The following is a 19,324-nucleotide window of genomic DNA, read 5'->3' as shown; positions in this document are numbered from 1 at the left end:
TTCTTGATAAAACATCAAAAAACTGATAGAATTATAAAATCTAAATCTTTATTGAATTTTAAATAAAAATATAAAATTGAGAGGTGCAAAATGCAAGCTGTAATTATGGCAGGCGGTTTTGGTACAAGATTAAGACCTATTACTTGTAGTGTTCCTAAGCCTATGGCTTTAGTAGCGAACAGACCTATGTTGAGTCACATTATCGAATTGTTGAAGCAACACAATTTTAACGATTTAACTATGATGTTGTATTATCAACCCGAAATTATAAAAAATTATTTTAAAGACGGTAAAGATTTGGGTGTATCAATAAAATATTTAAGGCCGGAAGCAGATCTCGGTACGGCAGGAAGTGTCGGTTTTGCGAGAGAAAATATAAAAGACACTTTCTTGGTTATTTCCGGGGATGTTCTCACCGATTTCGATATATCGAAAGCCATTGAATATCATAAAAAGAAAAAAGCAATAGCAACAATGGTTTTAACAAGAGTTGAAAATCCGTTGCAGTTCGGTGTTGTTATTACAGATAAAGACGGTAAAGTTGAAAGATTTTTGGAAAAACCTTCTTGGGGTGAAGTTTTTTCAGACACAATAAATACCGGAATCTATATTCTTGAACCGGAAGTTTTTAATTATATTCCGGAAAACAAGGATGTAGATTTTTCCAAAAACTTATTTCCTCAATTGTTGAAAGAAGGTAAACCTTTATACGGATATATTGCAGACGGTTATTGGAAAGATATCGGTAACCACGATGAATACAGATTTGCACATTACGATATATTGGATGAAAAAGTAAAGATAAATGTGTTGGGAACAAAGAAAAAAATTAACGGTAAAACGGTTATTCTCGGTAAAAATTCGGTAATTGAAGACGGTGTTATTGTTGATGATAATGTTATTGTCGGAGACAATACAATCGTAAAAAAAGGTGCGAAAATAGGGAAATCCGTTATCGGTTCAAATGTTACGGTTGAAGAAAACGCTTTAATTTTAGGTTCCGTTATTTGGGATGATGTAAATATTGGTCCAAAAGCAAGTTTAAAAGAAGTTGTTATAGGCAACTCCACAAAAATAGAAAAAGGAGCATCAGTGCAGGTTGGCTCAATTATTGCAGACGAGTGCCTTATCGGTGAAAAAGCAACAATAAGAGCAAACTTAAGAATATGGCCGCACAAAATTGTTGAAAAAGGTGCAATCCTTTCATCAAGTTTGGTTTGGGGTGCAAAATGGAACAAGGCATTGTTTAATGCTTACGGCAGTATTTCCGGGTTAGGAAACATTGAAATTACTCCGGAATTTGCCGCAAAAATCGGTTCGGCTTACGGTGCTTATGTAGGCGGCGGAGCTTATGTTGTAATTTCAAGAGACGATCACAGAACGACCAGAATGATAAAAAGAGGAATAATTTCAGGTATTCTTTCTGCCGGTGTAAATGTGGGTGATATGTTAAATGCGCCTATACCTGTTGCAAGATACGAAATCGGTAACGACGGAGAGATCGGCGGTATACATATAAGACAATCTCCTTACGATGCAAAACTTATCGACATAAAATTTTTCGATAAGTTCGGCAGCGATATATCCATAAATCAGGAAAAATCGATAGAGCAACTTTTCTTCAGAGAAGATTTTAAAAGAGCGGATATGGATGAAGTCGGTATGATTACCGTTCCTCCGAGAGCAAACGAATTTTATAAGACAGGATATTTGAACACAATTCAAAAAAAAGAAGCCGCAACGAAAAAAGGAATGAAAATAGTTGTTGATTATGCACATTCGACTGCTTCACTCGTATTTCCTACGATTTTGGGGGAATTAGGAGTGGAAGTTGTTGCATTAAATGCTTATATAGATGCTAAAAAAATAACAAAAAACAAAGAAGAATTCGATCATTCTTTAAATCAGTTATCGGATATAGTAACAACATTAAAAGCCGATGTCGGTTTCTTGTTGGATAACGGCGCGGAAAAAGTTTTTCTTGTAGATGAAAGAGGAAAAATTATAGATAACGATACCGCAATGCTTGTTATGGCATACCTTGTTATGTCTACATACAAAAAAGGAACAATAGCTGTTCCGGTTACGGTTTCATCTGTTATAGACGAACTTGCAAAACAATTTGATTTTAAAATTATAAGAACGGGAACAAGCCCGAGAAACATAATGAAAGCATCAAAAGAAAAAGATGTGATTTTTGTAGCGGATTGTAACGGAGGTTTTATATTTCCGGAATTCCAAAATGCATTTGATGCAATGTATGCCGTAGGTAATTTAATAAAAATGTTATCTCAAACGGAATATACAATCAGTATGATAAGAAGAGAAATTCCTTCATTTGAAGTTTTTCATAAAACTATACCTTGTGCGTGGGATAAGAAAGGTCAAACAATGAGAAATGCGATAGAGTATGCAAAAGGTAAAAAAACGGAACTTATAGACGGTGTAAAAATATTTTTGGATAACGGTTGGGTATTACTTCTTCCGGATCCCGATGAAGCTTATTTTCATATTTGGGCGGAAGCAAGAGATAAAACAACGGCAAAAGGTTTTATAGATATTTATACCGATAAATTAATGGAGTGGCAAAAGTAGTTTTTCGCCGTTCTGTCATCCCGCACTTGATGCGGGATCTCGCAGTTGGTTGTTTGTAGTTAATTATAAATTGTAAATTATAAATTATAAATTGTCGTTAAGTTTGTCATCCCGCACTTGATGCGGGATCTCGCAGTTTGTCGTTTGTAGTTAATTGTACATTGTAAATTGTAAGTTATACATTGTCGTTAAGTTTGTCATCCCGCACTTGATGCGGGATCTCGCAGTTGGTTGTTTGTAGTTAATTGTACATTGTAAATTGTAAGTTATACATTGTCGTTAAGTTTGTCATCCCGCACTTGATGCGGGATCTCGCAGTTGGTTGTTAATTATAAATTGTAAATTATAAATTGTCTTATTAAAGGAGTAATAAAATGATTAAATTCGGAACATCGGGTTGGAGAGGAATTATAGCGGACGATTTTACTTTTGATAATGTAAAAATCGTTACACAGGCAATAGCAAATTATCTTATAAATGACGACAAAGAATACAAAAAAGATAAAGCTGTTATAATCGGTTACGATACGAGATTTTTATCCGATAAATATGCAGACATTTCCGCGGAAGTTTTGGCGGGAAACAAAATAAAAGTTTTGTTATGTAAAAGAAATACACCTACGCCCGTTATAGCTTACGATATTGTTAACAACAAACTTGCAGGCGGTATAAATTTTACGGCAAGTCACAATCCTCCGGAATATAACGGTATAAAATTTTCACCTTCTTGGGGCGGACCCGCATTGCCCGAAACTACACAAAAAATAGAAAAATATTGTGCACAAATAAAAATCGGTGATGTGAAAAGTTTAAGTTTACAAGACGGTTTAAAATCCGGAATAATAAAATATTACGATCCGAGACCTGCATATTTAAAGAGAATAAAACAATTGGTTAATTTTAAGTTGTTAAAAAAATCCAATTTGAAAGTTGTTGCCGATATCTTGCACGGAACAGGCGATGACTATTTAGATACATTGCTCGAAGCGGCAGGTATGAGACTGAAAGTGTTGAACAAAAAAAGAGATCCTTTGTTCGACGGTCATTCACCGGAACCGTGTGAAGCAAACTTAAAGGAATTAAAATCCATAATAAAAAAAGAATCATACAAAATCGGTCTTTCCGTTGACGGAGATGCAGACAGATTCGGTATTGTGGATTCCGACGGAACATTTATTACACCTAACCAGGTAATTCCCATATTGTTGTATCATTTGAACAAAACAAGAGGTTGGAAAGGTGTTGTTGTAAGAAGTGTTATGACAAGCCACATGATAGACAAACTTGCGGCAAAGTTAGGTATAGAAGTTGCTGAAACTCCGGTAGGATTCAAATATATCGGAGATATTTTAACACAAAGACCTAAAGATTTTATTATCGGCGGTGAAGAGTCGGGCGGACTTACGATAAGAGGACATGTTCCCGAAAAAGACGGTATTATTGCATGTTTGCTTATGGCGGAAGCCGTTGCCATGAACAAAAAATCTTTAAGTGCAATATTAAAAGATATTACAAAACTTACGGGACCTGTAGTAACGGCAAGAGAAAATTTCAGATTGCCAAAAGAAGATATGGAAAAGTTCAGACAAACTTTACAGAAAAAAGCTCCCGAAAAGATTGCGGGAATGAAAATACAAAAAGTTGTTACATTAGACGGTTACAAATTTATATTGGATGAAGATACTTGGATAGGATTCAGATTGTCGGGGACCGAACCCATAGTAAGATTGTATGCCGAAAGTACAACTGCGGCAAAATTAAAGAAGTTGGTATCTGCGGGTGAAAAATTTATAAAAGGTAAATAATAAGAAATGAAGAGAAAGGATGTTAATAATCAAAAAAAAGAACAAAAAAGTGTTGTAAAAAAATCTTTCATATCGGGTTTGTTGGTATTGTTGCCGGTATGGCTTACGATATTTATAATATTGTTCGTTTTTAAATGGATTAGCAGTCTTTCTTTACCGATACTTTCACCGTTTTTAAAACTGTTTACGTCCGATTCTCAATGGGTGGAGATACTTGCGAAAATAGCAAGTTTCTTTTTAACTTTAATAATAATTTTCTTTGTTGGCTTTTTAACTAATTTGTGGTTCGGCAAAAAATTGTATGAGTTTTTTGAGAATATTTTTACAAAGATACCATTAATAGGAACAATATATTCCGCTTTAAAAAAATTATTTTCGTTTTTTGCCGGCAATGATGATAAAACAAAGAATTTTCAGAAAGTTATTTTCGTTCCGTTTCCCACAAAAGATTCTTATTGTGTAGCTTTTTCTACAGGTGAAAAAATAATTAACGGTCAAAAATATATTTCAACTTTTATGCCTTCCACCCCAAACCCTACAACGGGTTTTTTAATATTGGTAAAAGAAGAAGATGTTATAGAATGTGAGTATACCGTAGAACAGGCTATACAGTATATTATTTCCGCCGGAATAGTTCAGGGCAATCAGAAACAGTTAGGAGAAAAAAATGGCTCAGTATAAAGCACCCAGAGGTACGCACGATATATACGGTCAAATGGCACTTGCTTTGGAAGAATTGGACAAAATATCGAGAAATGTTTTCAGAAAACATAATTTTAAAGAAATAAAAACACCTATGTTTGAAGATGTTTCTTTATTTACAAGATCTATAGGGGAAGCAACCGATATTGTAGAAAAAGAAATGTATGTTTTTGAAGACAGAAAGGGAAGAAAACTTGCTTTAAGACCGGAAGGAACGGCATCGTTGGTAAGAGCATATATTGAGCACAGACTTGATATGGAAGAACCTATAGGCAAATTCTTTTATTGCGGTGATATGTTCAGATATGAAAGACCGCAGGCAGGCAGATACAGAGAATTTTTGCAGATGGGTGCGGAATATTTGGGTAACCCCAACCCTAATGCCGATGTTGAAATAATACTTCTTGCAAAAGAAATTTTATCTACATTAAACATAACTGATGTTGTAATACACATAAATTCGTTGGGCTGTGCAAATTGCAGACCGATATTCAGACAAAAACTTGTAGACTATTTTTCTTCTATACAGAATTTGTGCGAAGATTGTAAAAGAAGATTGGAAAAAAATCCGTTAAGATTGTTGGATTGTAAAATAGATTCTCAAAAGTTCCAAAATGTTCCTACAATGCAGGAATGTTTGTGTGACGATTGTAAAAATCATTTTGAACAAGTTCAAGCATTATTAAAATCTGTGGATTGCAAATATGTTGTCGATGATAAACTTGTAAGAGGTCTTGATTATTATACAAGAACGGTATTTGAAGTAAGATCTAATGCCGTAGGTTCGCAGGATGCGATTTGTGCCGGCGGCAGATACGATAATTTGGTAAAAGAGTTGGGCGGTCAGCAAATACCGAGTGTTGGTTTTGCGTTAGGTTCCGAAAGAGTATTGATGGCTGCACAAAATACCGGCTTCTTTGATAAGTTACCGAAAAACGAGTTGGTATTTATAGCACTTGCAGATAACGAATTATTTAGCGAAGCGTTCAAGTTCGCAAACAATTTAATATTAAATAAAGATAACATCAGACAAAAATTCAATTTCCAAAATAACATTGTTGTAGAAGGTCCTTTTTTGAATAAGAGTTTAAAATCTCAATTCAAATTGGCCGATAAATTAGGCGCATCAAAAACAGTTTTATTCGGTAAAACCGAATTCGATAACGGCAAAATCATTGTAAAAGATATGAAAACCCAACAACAACAAGAAATATCGTTATCCTAACGATATTTCTTGTGTTTGTAGTTGATAGTTTGTTGTTAAAGCTATAAGAAAAAAAATCCGGAGGATTTTTTTTATAAGCTATCAGCTATAAACTAAAAATTGCCTTGCAATTTTTATTTAAAAAGTATATAATTATAAAAAATAAATCTTAGTAAATAAAAATCCAAAAACGAAAATATAGAATAAGTTTTAATTTTAGTATCGAAACAAAAAATCTTTTTTTATGCAAACCAAAACAAAAAAATCAAACAAAATTAATAAAATAGTATTAGTGTAGTCAGGGGGACTTAATGTCTGATAAAGATTTGACTGTGTTGTCTAAAAAGACGATGGTAGAGCTTACAAAAATCGCAAAAGAAATGAAACTTGAAACCATTACCGGTTTGAGAAAGCAGGAACTTATTGCAAAAATTCTTGAAGCTCAAATGAAAGAGCAGGGACAAGCTTACGATGAAGGTGTTTTGGAAATAAAGCATGACGGTTTTGGCTTTTTGAGATCAACCGATTATAATTATTTGTCAGGTCCGGACGATATTTATATTGCTCCTCCTCAAATTAAAAAATTTGCTTTAAGAAAAGGTGATACCGTCGGCGGATATGTAAGACCTCCTCAAAATCACGAAAAATATTTTGCATTGTTAAAAGTTACTCAAATTAATGGTGAAACGAATTTGGATAACATAAGAGAAAGACCGTTGTTTGATAACTTAACTCCTTTATATCCTAACGAAAAACTTGTTTTGGAAACAAAAACGAACGAAATATCTACAAGAATAATAGATATGTTTATACCTATCGGTAAAGGACAAAGAGTTTTGTTAAATGCACCTCCGAGAACAGGTAAAACGGTATTGTTACAAAAAATAGCAAATGCCATAACAACAAACAATCCCGAGATAGTTCTAATGGTGTTGCTTATAGATGAAAGACCGGAAGAAGTTACCGATATGCAAAGATCCGTAAAAGGGGAAGTTATATCTTCAACTTTTGATGAACCTGCGGACAGACATATTCAAGTTGCCGAAATGGTACTCGAAAAAGCCAAAAGAATGGTGGAACATGGTAAAGATGTCGTTATTTTGCTTGATTCCATTACAAGACTTGCAAGAGCTTATAATGCTGTTATACCGTCAAGCGGAAGAGTCCTTTCCGGAGGTCTTGATTCAAATGCTTTGCAAAGACCGAAAAGATTTTTCGGTGCCGCAAGAAATATTGAAGAGGGCGGAAGCTTAACTATTATAGCAACGGCATTAATTGAAACAGGCAGCAGAATGGATGATGTTATATTTGAAGAATTTAAAGGAACCGGTAACTGTGAAGTTTATTTGGATAGAAAACTTGCCGACAGAAGAATATATCCTGCGATAGATCTTTTAAGGTCAGGAACAAGAAAAGAAGAAATGTTACTCAGTGAAGATGAAAAAAATAAGATGTGGATAATGAGAAGTCTTTTCAGTAACATGAATCCTATAGAAGTAATGGAAGAACTTATTAAAAGAATGAAAGCATCTAAATCCAACAAAGATTTCTTTAAACAAATGGAACTTTCGGGTAAAGAGTAGTTTATAATAATGTTTTAAATTATAAAAGGAATCAAAGATGGTATTTGGCTTTGATTCCTTTGCTTTTTTATTGTTTATCTATGACAAAAGAACAAATAGAAACGAATCATACAAATCAACGAATTTTATGGATTGATATTGCAAAAGCTATTGCAATAATCTTGGTTGTTTGCGGTCATTGCGATAATTTTATATCTTTTTCAATACAAAAATTTGCCGGTTTATTTTTTATGCCTTTGTTTATATTTATAAGCGGTTATTTTTTTAAAAACAGAATAATTGAAAACTTTAATGACTTAAAAAATTTTTTAATAAAACGAGTTTGGCCGATTTATAAATATTATTTAACTTATGAAATCCTTTTTTATATTTTAACAAACATTTTTTTTAAAATAGGATTTTATTCATCATCCGTAATGTATGGAAATAAGATTGTCCATCCTATTACTTCTTTTTCAGAATTTAGTTTAACTGTTTGTAAAATAATATTTTTAATGGGAAGAGAACCTTTTTGCGGAGCTTTTTGGTTCCTTATAGCTTTAATATTTGTAGCAACAGGTTATTCAATTATTGTTTATATTTCAAATAAATTAAATAATAAAAATTTAATTCATTTAGCTGTTTTGCTTTGTTTTTGTTTAGGATGTATTATGAGATATGATATAGTCTATAATATCCCAAGATTTTCTCCTGCATTAACACTGATTTTATTTTATCATTTAGGTAATTTAACACATAATTTTAAAGATAAATTTCAATTTGATAAAAAATACCTGGCAATCGGTTCTTTAATAGGATTATTAGTATTGTACCAATGTGGCTGGGTATCAATGAATAAAAATATCTTTCCGAATCCGATTTCGTTAATATTATCATCATTATGCGGTATATATTTTGTCTTACATATTTCAAAAATAATTTATAATAAATGTCCTGTATTAACAAATGTTTTAGTATATATCGGAAGAAATACTCTTCCCATAATAGCTTTTCATCTTTTTAGTTTTAAAGTAGTAATGTTGTTTCAATTATATTTTGGCGTTATTAAATTTGAACAACTTGCAATTTTAAACGGAGTAAATAATAACAATTTATGGTATGTTTTCTACGTCTTGATCGGTGTTACTGTTCCTCTAATGATTAATTTTGCTATTCAAAAAATAAAAATTTTTTTAATTAAACACAGTACTCTTCATAATATAATTAAAAAGTAAGAAACATAATAATAAAAAAGATATGAGAATATATCGTTTTTTGCTTTTTATCTCTATATATTATATATTATGAAGATATAATTATTATTAACTGGGGGGTATTTATGAATGACGATATAAAAGATATTGCAATGAGAATAAGAGATTTAAGAGATATTGCTAACATTTCTCAGGAAAGTTTAGCAAAAGCGCTTAATATTGATGTTGAAACTTATGAACAATACGAGTCGGGTCAAACGGATATTCCTATAGGAATAATTAAAAAAATTGCAGAAAAATTTAAAGTTGAGTTCATAACCCTTATTACGGGACAAGAACCTCATTTAAACAGATATAGTGTCGTGAGAAAAGGTAAAGGAGTGGCTGTAGAAAGAAGAAAAGAATACGATTATCAAGATATAGCTTACGGATTTACCAACAAAAAAGCTCAAATATTTTTGGTAACGGCAAAAGACAGAACAAACGAAAAAGAATTGAAACCTTATTCACACGACGGACACGAATTTGATTATGTATTGGAAGGGACATTGAAAGTATATTTGGACGGAAAATCCGTAGTTTTGGAAGAAGGGGACTGTTTATATTTTGATTCGAATTGCAAACATTATATGACGGCAGTCGGCGGTAAAACAACAAAATTTATAGCAATAGTTTTTTAAAATTTGCAGAGCAATTTTTTGAGGTATAGAAGGATAGAAGGATAGAAAAAGATATTTTGTCATCCCGCACTTGATGCGGGATCTCGTAGTTACTCGTTTCCATACATCCATACTTCTATACATCCATACATCAAAAAAACACAAAGTGTTTTTTAAGGAGCAAGGAAATGATATTAGATAAATATGCAAGACGAGATTTTAAATCTTATGAAGATTTTTTTGAAAATTTTAAAATAAATGTTCCGGAAAACTTTAATTTCGGATTTGATGTGGTTGATGCAACGGCGGATGAAGAACCGAATAAAAAGGCTTTGGTATGGTGCAACGAGCACGGCGAAAACAGAACATTTACTTTTTCGGATATGAAAAAAGAAACAAACAAAGCCGTAAACTTTTTTAAATCTTTAGGTATTAAAAAAGGCGACTTTGTTATGCTTATTTTGAAGAGAAGATTTGAATATTGGATAAGTTTGGTTGCATTACATAAACTTGGTGCCGTAGCAATTCCCGCAACACACTTGTTGAAAGAAAAAGATATTTCTTACAGAGTAAATGCAGCAGATGTTAAAATGATAATAGCGGTGGATTTTTCTGATTTGTTGCAAAGAATAGACAATTGTCAAAAAGATTGTCCTACATTGAAACATAAAGTTGTTGTAGCAGGTAAAAGAGACGGTTGGTACAGTTTTACCGATGAAGTTGCAAAACAGTCCGATGTCTTTGAAAGACCTACAGGTGCTGAAGCAACACATAACGATGACAAAATGTTGATATATTTTACGTCGGGAACAACAAGTTTACCTAAAATGGCATTACACGATTTTACTTACCCGTTAGGCCACATTTTAACAGCAAAATTTTGGCAAAATGTTGAAGAAAACGGTTGCCATTTAACACTTGCGGATACCGGTTGGGCAAAAGCCGCGTGGGGTAAAATTTACGGTCAATGGATTTCAGGGTGTGCGGTATTTGTTTACGATTTCGACAAGTTCCATCCTACCGATGTTTTGGATATTATATCCAAACATAACATTACATCTTTTTGCGGTCCTGCAACCGTTTACAGATTTTTAATTAAAGAAGATTTATCAAAATATGATTTTTCAAAATTGAAATATTGTTGTGTAGCCGGTGAAGCTTTAAACCCTGAAGTTTTCAATAAATGGGAAAAACTTACGGGTCACAAAATTATGGAAGGATTCGGACAAAGCGAAGGCCCTATTTTGGTAGGAAACTTTGTTTGGATAAAACCGAAACCGGGTTCAATGGGAAAACCGTCACCTACATTCAACATAGATATTGTTGATGATGACGGAAACCCCTGTGAAGACGGTAAAGAAGGTAATCTTATAGTTAGAATGCCGGACGGCAAAAAACCTACGGGACTTTTCTGCGGATATTATAAGAGTCCCGACAAAACAAAAGAAGTATGGCACGACAATATGTATTTTACGGGCGATGTCGTTTATAAAGATGAAGACGGCTATTTCTGGTTTGTAGGAAGAGCCGATGATGTTATAAAAAGTTCCGGATATAGAATCGGGCCTTTTGAAGTTGAAAGTGCTTTAATGGAACATCCTGCGGTTTTGGAATGTGCAATTACCGCAGTTCCTGATCCTGTCAGAGGTCAAGTTGTTAAAGCAACTATAGTTTTGGCTAAAGGTTATCATGCAAGCGACTCTTTGGTTGTTGAATTACAAAACCATGTTAAAAATGTTACCGCTCCTTACAAGTATCCGAGAGTAGTTGAATTTGTTGATGAGTTACCTAAAACAATCAGCGGTAAAATAAGAAAAGTTGCAATCAGAGAAGCAGATAAAGCAAAGCATGCAGCAAAATAATTCGTTATATTTCTTATAAAATTTGAGGAGACATAAATGTTACCTAAAGGTTTTTATTGCGGCGGTTTACACAGCGGTATAGCAAAAAGCAAAAGTAAAAATGATTTTGCATTGTTTTATTCCGACAGTCCTTGCACTGTTGCGGGAATGTTTACGGGCAGTTTGGTTAAAGCTGCACCTGTTTTAATAGATATAGACAGAATAAAAAAATACAGATTGTTTCAGGCAATCGTTGCAAATTCCGGCTGTGCAAATGCTTGTACCGGTAAACAAGGTAAAAGAGATGCTTTAATAGTTTGTAAAGAAGTAGCAAAACATCTAAAGATATCCGATACGGATATCTTGGTAGCATCAACCGGTGTTATAGGTGATTTTTTACCGGTAGATAAGATGGTAAAAGCAGTTCCTCAACTTGTAGAAAATATTAAGAAAAAAGATGAACTTGCAGCAGTATCGTCAATTATGACAACAGATACTTACCCTAAATATATTTCCAAAAAAATTAAAGTTTCAACAGGTGAAATAAAAATTTGGGCATGTACAAAAGGTTCGGGAATGATTCATCCCAACTTACAGGGACTTCATGCAACGATGTTGTCTTTTATTTTAACAGATGCTCAGTTATATCAAAAACAATTACAAAAAGTTACGGAAATTGCAGTTAAACAATCTTATAACTGTATTTCTGTTGACGGTGATACATCTACAAACGATACCGTTTTGGTTTTGGCAAACGGGCAAAGTAATACAGGAAAACTTGATGCAAAAGATTTGGAAATATTTCAACAAGCATTAAACAAAGTTACTTTAAAGTTGGCAAAAATGATGGCAAGTGACGGTGAAGGTGCAACAAGAATGATAGAAATTTTTGTTAAAAATACCAAGAAACACGAGGATGCCGAAAAAATTGCCGCAACCGTTGCAACATCTCCGTTGGTAAAAACAGCGTTGTTCGGTTCGGATGCAAATTGGGGAAGAATCCTTGCCGCTCTCGGCAGAGCTGGGGTAAAAGTAAATCCCGACAAAGTTGATATTTATATAGGTGATGTTCTAACCGCTAAAGACGGTATGGCGGTAAAGTTTGATGAAAAAAAAGCAAAAAAAATATTGCAACAAAAAGAATGTATAATTACCATAGATGTGAAATCCGGCGGTAAGCAGTGGGCAAGATATTATACGTGCGATTTCTCTTACGATTATGTGAAAATTAACGGTTCCTACAGAAGTTAAAAAACAGAAATATTTCGGCTGCAATTTTGAAACGCAAGGTCTTGAGTATTATAATACATACACATCGTCCTTGCGTTTCTTCATTTCGCACAAAATATTTTCTGCTTTTTCCTGCCCATAGATTTTTATGGTTTTAATAAAAATAAAAAGCGAGAACAGAAATATTCTCGCTTTTTTCATTGTTGTTAGTTTGTCATCCCGCACTTGATGCGGGATCTCGTAGTTAGTCGTTAATTATAAATTATAAATTGTCGTTTCGTCGTTTCGTCATCCCGCACTTGATGCGGGATCTCTCTGTTGCTGTTAGCTGTTAATTACTAATTGTCGTTTTAAACATATTGTCTCTTCCCAAAACATTTGACGGATCAAGAGACAACTTAAATCTTCTCATTTCTTCTATACCTTCTTTACCGAGCATTGCAAGTAAAAAAGGGTGTTTTACTTTGCCTATCCCGTGTTCGGCAGTAACGGTTCCGCCGAGACTTACGGCTTTTTGTGCAATTTCAAGATATATTTTTCTGCATTTTTCGTATTCTTCTTTAGTTGAAGCGATAATATTTGCATGTAAATGACTTTCGCCGATATGCCCGAAAGTTAAATTAAAAAGTTTATTTTCCGTAAATTTTTGTTCGCAAAAATAAATCATCTCGTGTAATTTATCGTGAGGAACGGCAACATCCGTTCCTACTTTCGGAATTTTATTTTTCTTTACGATTTCGTTTACAACTTCCGGAATTTTATGTCTGAAAATTCTGAATTCTTCCTGTTCTTTAGCATTTGATGCAAACCAAACATCATCTGTATTTATTCCGTATTTTTCTATAATATTTATCCACTTTTCCATTAAAGTATCATAAGTTTCTTTTGTACAATCTTGTTCAAATAAAATTCCCGCATCTACATTGTTCGGAATAATGGGATAATAAGGTTTTATTAAATTAAGTGCATTTTTATCGAAATATTCTACAGACATTGCATTTATATCCAATGAACCTGTTTTTTTATTCTTTTCGGAAAGCTCTCTCACTTCTTTTACAAAATCCCACGATGTCTCTTTTTTATTAAAAAATATTATTCCGCCGAATAACATTTCAAACGGTCTTATTAAAATAAGTTCCGCCGAAATTATTACACCAAGTGTTCCTTCATGGCCGATAAATATATCAATTAAATCCGCATTTTTATAGTTGTAATATCCTGCGGCATTTTTAATATGAGGTAATTTGTATTTCGGTAATTGTAGTGTTTTTGCCCCTAAATTTGTTTTTAATATAACTGTTCCGTTATCGTCGGCAAAAGTTTCACCTCTTTTGATTTTTGCAAAAGAACCGTCACAAAAAACTATTTCTATTGCATTTATATATTTTCTTGTTGTTCCGTACTTAAATCCTCTGCCGCCTGAAGCATCGGTTGAAATATTTCCGCCGATAGTTGCATTTTTTTCCGTAGGATCGGGAGCATACATCCAACCTTTTTGTAAAACATAACTTTTTATTTGATTTACGATTGCACCGCTACCCACGGTTATTAATGCTTTATCTTTAGATACTTCTTGAATTTGTCCTATGAAATTAAACTTTTCCGTGGATAAAATTATTCCGCCGTAAGCAAGACATCCGCCTGTTACACCGGTACATCCGGCAGCTACCGTTACGGGAATTTTTTTATCGGAACATTCTTTTAATAGCAAAGAAACATCTTCTTTAGTTTCCGGAATAAAAAGTTTATCAGCATTTGCTCCTATCATTCCCGAAGCATCTTCTAAATAGTGATTAAAAGTATCTTTATCTGTTTTAATAATCATGCCCGTATTATACCATTTTTTTGTTTTTTCTTCTTTTTAATATTTTTAAATTTTTCAAACGAATAGCTTTAGTGCTTGAAAATGAGAAATTTAAAAATTATCTTTTTCTCTCTATACCTCTATACATTGCCGTTTTCTCTCCAATTTAATATAATAAACATTAGCAATTATTTTAGAGGTATATATGGCAATTTTAAAAATAGTGAAATACGGTGATCCCGTATTAAGAAAAAAAACAGCACCTGTAACGGAAATTACCGACGATATTATACAATTGGCTGAAGATATGTTGGAAACAATGTATGCTGCTCCCGGTGTAGGCCTTGCCGGTCCGCAGGTCGGAGTTTCTTTACAAATTTGTGTTATAGATGTTGTCCCGGAAGGAAAAAGAAACCCTATAGTTTTAATAAACCCGAAAGTTTTATCGGGAGAAAATAAAGTTGAATTGGAAGAAGGTTGTTTGTCTTTTCCGAAAATCTATGAAAAAGTAAAAAGATGGAATAAAGTTCGGGTAGAATATGTTGACTTAAAAGGTAATTTAAAAGAAGTTGAAGTTGAAGGTTTTTTAGCTAAAGCGTTTCAACACGAAATAGATCATCTTAACGGCAAAGTTTTTATAGATTATCTTCCCGATTGGAAAAGAAAACTCGTCGAGAAAGAAATAAGAAGAAGAAAAAAAGGAAAGAACTGGTGAGAATAATATTTTTCGGAACTGCAAACATTTCTAAATATTTTTTGGAAAATATAGATAGTAAACATGAAATAGTATCTGTTGTTACCATGTGCGATAAACCTGTCGGAAGATCAAACAAAATAAAACCGCCTGCGGTAAAAGAATATGCCATAGAAAAAAATATTCCATATATACAAGTTGATAAGTTTAATGATGAAATTGCACAACAAATAAAAGATTATAATGCCGATGTCGGTGTAGTTGTGTCTTTCGGAAAAATTATTCCCGAAAAAGTTTTTACGGCGCCTAAATACGGATGTTTCAATATACATTTTTCATTACTTCCCAAATATAGAGGAGCATCTCCGGTTCAACAAGCTTTAATAGACGGTTGCACAAAAACAGGAGTTACGGCTTTTTATATTGAAAAAGGTTTAGATACGGGAAATATTTTGTTGCAGAAGGAATTGGATATAGATTTAAAAGATACGTCTGAAACTTTGTTCGATAAATTAAATATTTTGGGCGTAAAAGTAATGAATGATGCTTTAGCTTTACTTGACAGCGGTAACTGTTTAGCTAAAAAACAGGAAGGGGAACCTTCTTTTTGTTCCGTGTTTACAAAAGAAAACGGAAAAATAGATTGGAATAAGTCTGCAACCGAAATTTACAATTTATATAGGGGGCTTTATTTGTGGCCGAGAATATTTTGCAGTATCGGAGACGGTAGAATGTCCGGTAAAACAATGAAAATATTAGAGTGTAGTATAGCAAAAGACTTGTCAAACAAGCAGCCCGGGACTATACTTGAAATAAAGAAAGGTTTGGGTTTTACTGTAAAGTGCGGTAAAGATTCTTTGTTTGTAACAAAAGTTCAGCCGGAAAGTAAGGCTCAAATGTCTGCTTTTGATTTTGTAAACGGGGCTCAAATTAAAGTTGGAAGTTTGCTGTTATAGAAAATCAATAATTTATTGATAAATTAAATGTTTTTTTGCTTGACAATATCAGCAACTTTTTATATTATAAATTATGGAAAAATTTGAAATTGACGAAGCTTTGTACGACTCTTTATGTAAAAAGTTAATTAAGACAAGAAAAGAATATAATGATTTGAAAGACAGGTATGCTAAGTTGGAAGTTGAAAATAAGTTTCTTACAAAAGAAATTAAAAATTTAAAAGAAACGAATGTTAAGTTATTGAAATTTCAGGATAAAAAAGAAAGAATAATCAGCAAAATAAAAAAAGTATTGGCAAAGATAGATAATATATAAGGATAAAGATGGTAAATATAAACAGAAAAATAATGGGAATTCCCGTTAATATTATTGACAACGAAATAACAGAATTCGATGCGAATTGTGCTGTTGAGTTGGCAAATAAAATATATGGGCAGGTACAAAAAGAGCATAGTGATATTATGGATACATCCATATTAAGAGCTTATGCAATTTTTAAGATTGTGTTGGAATTACAAACAATCAAGGGTAATCAAGAAGTATTTTTAGATACAAATACTAAAAGAATGAAAGAGTTAATAAAATTGGTTGAATCAATAGATTCTCCGATTTAAAATATATAGAAATATATACCCTGCATTGTTGGTGATTTTTAGTTAGAGTATTTATTCCGATGAAGTTCTTTAGGAGAAAATACATGCGAGTTATGCAAATCAGCATAAACCATGTTTCTCACTTATAAAAAAGGGCTTTAAATACCTAACGGACACGGCAAGTGCGGGGGTTTTTCTTTTTTACAAGACATATATAAATTATATGCTTTTTTGTATAAAAGTTGTGAGGTAAAAAATAATGAATGAATTACAGAATTCGGAAAAGAGTAAGATAAGATACGATTATCTGAAAATCAGAGACAGATTAGAACCGACTTTAAGGTTTGCTTACAGTAATATAATTTTGTCTAGGATAAAGAAGTTAAAAGAGTATCAGGATTCTCAAATGGTAATGTTTTATTTATCTTACGGTTCGGAAGTTGTTACCGATATGATGATAAACGAATTTTTGTTGGACGGTAAGGATGTTGCTGTTCCCGTGATTCAAAATCCGGGAGACGGTATGATGACAGCTGTTAGAATCAATAAACTTGAAGATTGTTTTGATAAAGTTTACGGAATCAGGCAACCGGAATTTAATGAAGATGAAGTTGTGGCTAAAGAAGATATTGATTTGATTTTTGTTCCGGGAATAGTTTTCGATACTAACGGTTACAGGGTCGGTTACGGTAAAGGCTATTACGACAGGTGGCTTGAAGGAACCGATATTTCAAAAAGAATAGGGCTTGCTTTTGAAATACAATTAACGGACAAGATACCTAACGGGAAATACGATTTGCCAGTAGGCAGAATTTTAACGGAAAAAAGAGTAATAGACGTTTCTAAAACTTATAAAAAATAAATATATATACAGGAGCTTAGGGTATGGATATAATTCTTATATCAGGTTGTATTGCAATAGGTTTTATAGTAGGTTTTATTTTAAGGTATGTGTTTGCAAAATTTGATGCAAATTCGGTAGAACAAAGAGCGGATAATATAATTAATGAAGCTAAGATAAAAGGTGATGCAAAAGCTAAAGAAATTATAATGGAAGCAAGAGATAATGCCGAAAAAGAAAGGAAAGAAGCGGAAAAGGAAATAAGAGAGAAAAAAGTTGAAATTCAAAACACGGAAAAAAGATTAAATCAGAGAGAAGATAATCTTGACAGAAAAATGGATTCTCTTGATAAAAAAGAAAGAGACTTGCAACAAAAAGAAAAAAATGTCGAAAATAAAGAAAAAAATATAGAACAAAAAATTGCCGAAGTGGAACAAATAAAGAATGAACAAAAAACCATTTTGGAAAAACTTTCCGGTTTAACAAGAGAAGAAGCAAAAGAAAGATTGGTAAAAGAAATGGTTGATGAAGCAAAAAGAGATGCTGCGATTTTAGGACAAAGAATAGAACAGGAAACAAGAGAGAACGCCAACAAAAAAGCAAAGGAAATTCTTTCCATTGCCATTCAAAAAGTTGCTGCCGATCACACTGTTGATACGACAACTTCCACCGTTCAAATTCCCAACGATGAAATAAAGGGAAGAATTATCGGTAGAGAAGGCAGAAATATCAAGGCTTTCGAACAGGCAACCGGTGTGGATTTAATTATAGACGATACTCCCGAAGCAATTACGATTTCGGCTTTTGACGGCGTAAGAAGGTTTGTTGCCAAAAAAGCATTGGAAAAACTTATTGCCGACGGAAGAATTCATCCGGCAAGAATAGAAGAAGTTGTTCAGAAAATGCAGAAAGAAGTTGAAGAAATGATAAAAGAAACCGGTGAACAAGCCGCAATAGATTCCGGTGTTCCAGGGTTACATCCTGAAATTATAAAATTACTCGGAAGACTTAAATTCAGAACTTCTTACGGACAAAATCAGTTGCAGCATACGCTTGAAGTTACTTGGCTTGCAGGCGCAATAGCAGGTGAACTCGGACTTGATGTAACATTCTGTAAAAAAGCGGGACTTATGCACGATATAGGTAAAGCCGTTGATCATGAGGTAGAAGGAACTCATCATCAAATTTCCGCCGAACTTGCAAAGAAATACGGTGAATCACCTAAAATGGTAAATGCTATACTTGCTCATCATGAAGGTTTTGCGGAACCGCAAAGTCCGGAAGCTTTTGTTATTATAGCGGCTGATGCTATTTCTGCGGCAAGACCGGGTGCAAGAAGAGAAACAATAGAAAATTATCTTAAGAGACTTGAAAAACTTGAAGCTGTTGCAAAAGAGTTTAAAGGTGTATCAAGCGCTTATGCAATTCAAGCCGGAAGAGAAGTCAGAATATTGGTTGAACCTGAAAATATAGACGATACTCAATCACAAATATTGGCACATGATATAGCAAAGAAAATTGAAAACGAATTGGAATATCCGGGACAAATAAAAGTTACGGTTATAAGAGAAGTAAGAGCACAAGATATAGCAAAATAAGAATTTTTGTTTGGCAAAAATTTGA

16 protein-coding genes and 1 other RNA gene are annotated in these 19,324 nt (G+C 33.2%); 16 read left to right on the top strand and 1 reads right to left on the bottom strand.

Features of this window, described 5'->3' with window-relative positions; genetic code table 11:
- Positions 1–90 precede the first annotated feature (90 nt).
- The 9 genes from B2Y85_RS04325 (at position 91) to argJ (ending at position 12,833) form a co-directional block, all read left to right on the top strand.
- Complete coding sequence (locus tag B2Y85_RS04325) at positions 91–2,595, top strand: sugar phosphate nucleotidyltransferase (RefSeq protein ID WP_372519243.1); 2,505 nt, start codon at positions 91–93, stop codon at positions 2,593–2,595.
- Positions 2,596–2,969: 374 nt separating this feature from the next.
- Positions 2,970–4,400, top strand: a complete 1,431-nt coding sequence (locus B2Y85_RS04320; protein WP_372519242.1) for a phosphoglucomutase/phosphomannomutase family protein — start codon at positions 2,970–2,972, stop codon at positions 4,398–4,400.
- A gap of 6 nt (positions 4,401–4,406) precedes the next feature.
- A complete protein-coding gene (locus B2Y85_RS04315) occupies positions 4,407–5,081 on the top strand; it encodes a DUF502 domain-containing protein (protein ID WP_372519241.1) in 675 nt (224 codons plus the stop codon).
- Positions 5,068–6,327 (top strand): histidine--tRNA ligase, encoded by a 1,260-nt coding sequence (gene hisS / locus B2Y85_RS04310; RefSeq protein WP_372519240.1) that lies wholly within the window; start codon positions 5,068–5,070, stop codon positions 6,325–6,327. The genes B2Y85_RS04315 and hisS overlap by 14 nt, the downstream gene beginning before the upstream one ends.
- 290 nt (positions 6,328–6,617) lie before the next feature.
- Positions 6,618–7,889 (top strand): transcription termination factor Rho, encoded by a 1,272-nt coding sequence (rho, locus tag B2Y85_RS04305; RefSeq protein ID WP_372519239.1) that lies wholly within the window; start codon positions 6,618–6,620, stop codon positions 7,887–7,889.
- Between the two features lie 80 nt (positions 7,890–7,969).
- Entirely contained in the window at positions 7,970–9,103 is a 1,134-nt protein-coding gene (locus B2Y85_RS04300) for an acyltransferase family protein (protein WP_372519238.1), read from the top strand.
- A 104-nt stretch (positions 9,104–9,207) separates the two neighbouring features.
- Positions 9,208–9,762 (top strand): helix-turn-helix domain-containing protein, encoded by a 555-nt coding sequence (locus B2Y85_RS04295; protein WP_372519237.1) that lies wholly within the window; start codon positions 9,208–9,210, stop codon positions 9,760–9,762.
- Positions 9,763–9,932: 170 nt separating this feature from the next.
- Positions 9,933–11,603 carry an AMP-binding protein gene (locus B2Y85_RS04290; RefSeq protein WP_372519312.1) on the top strand — a complete coding sequence of 557 codons (1,671 nt, stop codon included), beginning with the start codon at positions 9,933–9,935 and terminating at the stop codon, positions 11,601–11,603.
- 36 nt (positions 11,604–11,639) lie between these two features.
- On the top strand, positions 11,640–12,833 hold the full coding sequence (gene argJ, locus B2Y85_RS04285; protein WP_372519236.1) for a bifunctional glutamate N-acetyltransferase/amino-acid acetyltransferase ArgJ: 1,194 nt from the start codon (positions 11,640–11,642) through the stop codon (positions 12,831–12,833).
- A gap of 310 nt (positions 12,834–13,143) precedes the next feature.
- On the opposite strand, the gene B2Y85_RS04280 is transcribed toward argJ, so the two are convergent.
- The gene (locus tag B2Y85_RS04280; RefSeq protein ID WP_372519235.1) at positions 13,144–14,637 is read right to left on the bottom strand and encodes an FAD-binding oxidoreductase; all 1,494 of its coding nucleotides are present in this window, start codon (positions 14,635–14,637) and stop codon (positions 13,144–13,146) included.
- Between the two features lie 184 nt (positions 14,638–14,821).
- Here B2Y85_RS04280 and def point away from each other — a divergent pair, with 184 nt between their 5' ends.
- The 7 genes from def (at position 14,822) to rny (ending at position 19,299) form a co-directional block, all read left to right on the top strand.
- Positions 14,822–15,331, top strand: coding sequence for a peptide deformylase (gene def / locus B2Y85_RS04275; protein WP_372519234.1), 510 nt, complete (start codon positions 14,822–14,824; stop codon positions 15,329–15,331).
- Positions 15,328–16,266 carry a methionyl-tRNA formyltransferase gene (fmt, locus tag B2Y85_RS04270; protein WP_372519233.1) on the top strand — a complete coding sequence of 313 codons (939 nt, stop codon included), beginning with the start codon at positions 15,328–15,330 and terminating at the stop codon, positions 16,264–16,266. The genes def and fmt overlap by 4 nt, the downstream gene beginning before the upstream one ends.
- A 73-nt stretch (positions 16,267–16,339) precedes the next feature.
- Entirely contained in the window at positions 16,340–16,582 is a 243-nt protein-coding gene (locus B2Y85_RS04265; protein WP_372519232.1) for a hypothetical protein, read from the top strand.
- Positions 16,583–16,590: 8 nt separating this feature from the next.
- Positions 16,591–16,881, top strand: coding sequence for a hypothetical protein (locus B2Y85_RS04260; RefSeq protein ID WP_372519231.1), 291 nt, complete (start codon positions 16,591–16,593; stop codon positions 16,879–16,881).
- Positions 16,882–16,895: 14 nt separating this feature from the next.
- A non-coding RNA gene (gene ssrS, locus B2Y85_RS07605) (6S RNA) lies at positions 16,896–17,055 on the top strand.
- Between the two features lie 64 nt (positions 17,056–17,119).
- A complete protein-coding gene (locus B2Y85_RS04255) occupies positions 17,120–17,722 on the top strand; it encodes a 5-formyltetrahydrofolate cyclo-ligase (protein WP_372519230.1) in 603 nt (200 codons plus the stop codon).
- 23 nt (positions 17,723–17,745) lie between these two features.
- The gene (rny, locus tag B2Y85_RS04250) at positions 17,746–19,299 is read left to right on the top strand and encodes a ribonuclease Y (protein ID WP_372519229.1); all 1,554 of its coding nucleotides are present in this window, start codon (positions 17,746–17,748) and stop codon (positions 19,297–19,299) included.
- The last annotated feature ends 25 nt before the right edge of the window (positions 19,300–19,324 follow it).

The organism is Candidatus Ruminimicrobiellum ovillum, from assembly GCF_002392975.1.
Lineage (GTDB): Bacteria > Elusimicrobiota > Endomicrobiia > Endomicrobiales > Endomicrobiaceae > Ruminimicrobiellum > Ruminimicrobiellum ovillum.
The sequence above is the reverse complement of the archived record's forward strand: the minus strand, read 5'-3'. Positions and strand labels throughout refer to the sequence as shown.